The organism is Nocardiopsis sp. JB363 (assembly GCF_900143625.1).
GTDB lineage: Bacteria > Actinomycetota > Actinomycetes > Streptosporangiales > Streptosporangiaceae > Nocardiopsis.
Genome location: NZ_FRFF01000123.1, coordinates 1 through 2,382, shown reverse-complemented (window position 1 = coordinate 2,382; position 2,382 = coordinate 1). Strand labels below are relative to the sequence as shown.

At 65.5% G+C, this 2,382-nt stretch carries 4 protein-coding genes; 2 read left to right on the top strand and 2 right to left on the bottom strand.

Features of this window, described 5'->3' with window-relative positions; translation table 11 throughout:
• Both BQ8420_RS17870 and BQ8420_RS17865 read right to left on the bottom strand, forming a co-directional pair.
• The coding region (locus tag BQ8420_RS17870) for a hypothetical protein (RefSeq protein WP_087100272.1) at positions 1 to 397 on the bottom strand (397 nt) is incomplete at its 3' end.
• Positions 394 to 927, bottom strand: coding sequence for an ATP-binding protein (locus BQ8420_RS17865; RefSeq protein ID WP_087100271.1), 534 nt, complete (start codon positions 925 to 927; stop codon positions 394 to 396). The genes BQ8420_RS17870 and BQ8420_RS17865, both read right to left, overlap by 4 nt.
• 287 nt (positions 928 to 1,214) lie before the next feature.
• Between BQ8420_RS17865 and BQ8420_RS17860 the strand changes: the two genes are divergently transcribed.
• Together BQ8420_RS17860 and BQ8420_RS17855 are read left to right on the top strand one after the other, a co-directional pair.
• Entirely contained in the window at positions 1,215 to 2,093 is an 879-nt protein-coding gene (locus BQ8420_RS17860) for a helix-turn-helix transcriptional regulator (RefSeq protein ID WP_143847383.1), read from the top strand.
• Positions 2,090 to 2,275, top strand: a complete 186-nt coding sequence (locus BQ8420_RS17855) for a DUF397 domain-containing protein (protein ID WP_087100269.1) — start codon at positions 2,090 to 2,092, stop codon at positions 2,273 to 2,275. Before BQ8420_RS17860 ends, BQ8420_RS17855 begins: the two co-directional genes overlap by 4 nt.
• Positions 2,276 to 2,382 lie beyond the last annotated feature (107 nt).

Below are 2,382 nucleotides of genomic sequence, written 5' to 3'. Positions count from 1 at the left end.
GGGCGGGCTCGGCTTCCTCGGCGGGTTCGTGGGCCGGGGCCGGGGCCGGGGTCCGGTCGGGTACCTGGTCGTGCCACCAAGGGGGCTGTTGGGGCCGGTCGGGTTCCTCGGCCCGTTGGGCGGCGACGACCCGCATCCATTCGGGCAGATCTCCGCGTTCGAGGCGGCGGCGGAGCCCGGGTGTGTCGGGCATTTGGGACAGGAGTTCGCGTTCCCTGGGGGTGCGGCCCAGCGAGACCAGCGGTGGGAGTGATGCGGGGCCGGTTTCGTTCCTCTGGTGGGGGGTGTCGATCAGTGTCGGTCGGGTGCCGGGGCGGTGTGGGGTGTGGCTGAAGCGTCGGCCTCGGGGTGCTTCCAGAACCCGACGTAGGTCCATGGGGATGGTCGCGTTGCTCATCGCCCACCCCCGCAAACACAGGTCATCGTGGTCGGGGTGGGGTAGGTGAACTCGGCCCACAGAACCGTGCCGAGCACGGCGGGCAGGGTGGGGTCGGCCCAGCGCTGGGTGCCCCACTCGCTCGCCAGCTGGTGGATCAGCAGCAGGCCGCGCCCGGATTCGGCCTGTTCCCATTCCTCCACCGAACGCCGAGGCGGCGGGCACATCGGACGGGTGTCCATCGGTCCGTCGTCGATGACCGACAGGCGCAGGGTGGTCTCGCGGCCCATGACGATCGGGGTGGAGAGCATCCGAACGACCGTGCCACCGGGGCGCTGAGAGCGGGAATGCGTGACGGCGTTGGCAAAGGCCTCGCTGCCGCACAGTTCGATGTCCTCGCACAGGGAGCGCGGAACCCCGGCCAGGGCGCGCAGGTCAGAGCGCAGTTCCGTCCGGAAACGGGTGCAGGTGGAGCGGGTTCCGGGGTAGTGGCGGGCTTGCCACCGCCGTCCCGGGTAGGCGGGCGTGGGGTTTTCAGGGACAATGGACACGTCGGCAACTCCTGGTTGAAGGGTTGGTTGTCGGCCTGGCCCCGGGGGTGCGACTACACCCGCCGGGGTTTTTCTGTGCCTGGCCAGTTCTGGCACGTGGGAGAGGGTTTCGGGGAGGGTCATCTCGCCGGTAGGGGGCTGCCGATGAGCGAGGCCCAGAGGTCGACGGCTGCGTTCAGTGACTTAAGCCTCACCCAGTCGCTTCGATAAAGCAAGTCGCTTAGCGAACTCTCTTAAGAAAGTCTGTTAGGCAAGTCCGGAAACTCCCGATGTGGCATGCTGAAGGCATGACCAGCAAGGCAACGCAGCCGCAGGCCCCTACTGTGGCTCGCTGGGTGCTCGCCCGTGAGCTACGCAGTCTTCGAGGTGATCGCTCATTCACGGGCGTCGCGAAGGCGATTCGTTCGCAAGGTTCATCCCTCGCCCGTTGGGAGTCCGGTAAGGCAGACGGCCAGGTGCCCGGTGTGCACAGCCTGGAGCGCCTACTCGCGCACTACGAGGTTGCCCCCGAAGAAACCGCGCGCATCATGAAGCTCCGTGAGACCGCCAGAACCCCGGGCTGGTGGCAGGGCCGAGACATCGCCAAGCCATACGGCACCTTCATCGGCCTCGAAGCCGCCGCATCCGACATCTCTGCGTACGAAGCGCAGATCATCCCCGGCCTGCTTCAGAGCGAGGCGTACGCTCGCGCTGTCACCCGAGCCGTCTCGGCCCCGGACCGTGCTTCCGCAGACGACATCGCAGATCGCGTAGCCATTCGTATGCGTAGACAAGAAGAATGGCTTGAGCGTCGCGCACCTCACCTGTGGGCGATCGTGGCTGAAAGCGCACTGCGTTCACTTGTGGGCGGTCCTGGGATCATGCGTGAGCAACTCCAACGGGTTCTAGAGCTGTCCGAGGAACAGGACATGCTCGCACTCCAGGTGCTCCCCTTCAGCACGGGAGCACATGCCGCGATGGAGATCTCAGCCTTTACGCTGCTAGACGTCACAGAAGCAGGCTTGTCCACCGTGTATCTGGAAGGACCCACCGCCGACATCTTCATGGACGATCCACAGGACGTCACCACGTACCGACGGTCGTTCGAGCATCTGCGAAAGGCCGCCCTGAATAGCCCGGATTCCCGGGCGCTGATCACGGAAATAGTAGAAGGACTACACGCATGAGCACGAACCTGGAATTTCGCAAGTCGTCCTACAGTGGAGGCAATGGCAACTGCGTAGAGGTGGCTGACACCCCCGCCTTCTCCGCTGTCCGAGACACCCAGAACCGTGAGCTGGTCGCACTGGCCTACGGCCCGGCCGAGTGGCGCGCTTTTCTCCACACCGCCAAGCGCGACCTCAACTGACGAAGGCCCCACAACCGTCGCGGGTGGGGCCCAGAGACCCCGCCCGCAACGGTGATCTTGTACTTGTGGTCAACTTCGGCGCCGAAGTTGACCACAAGTACAAGATC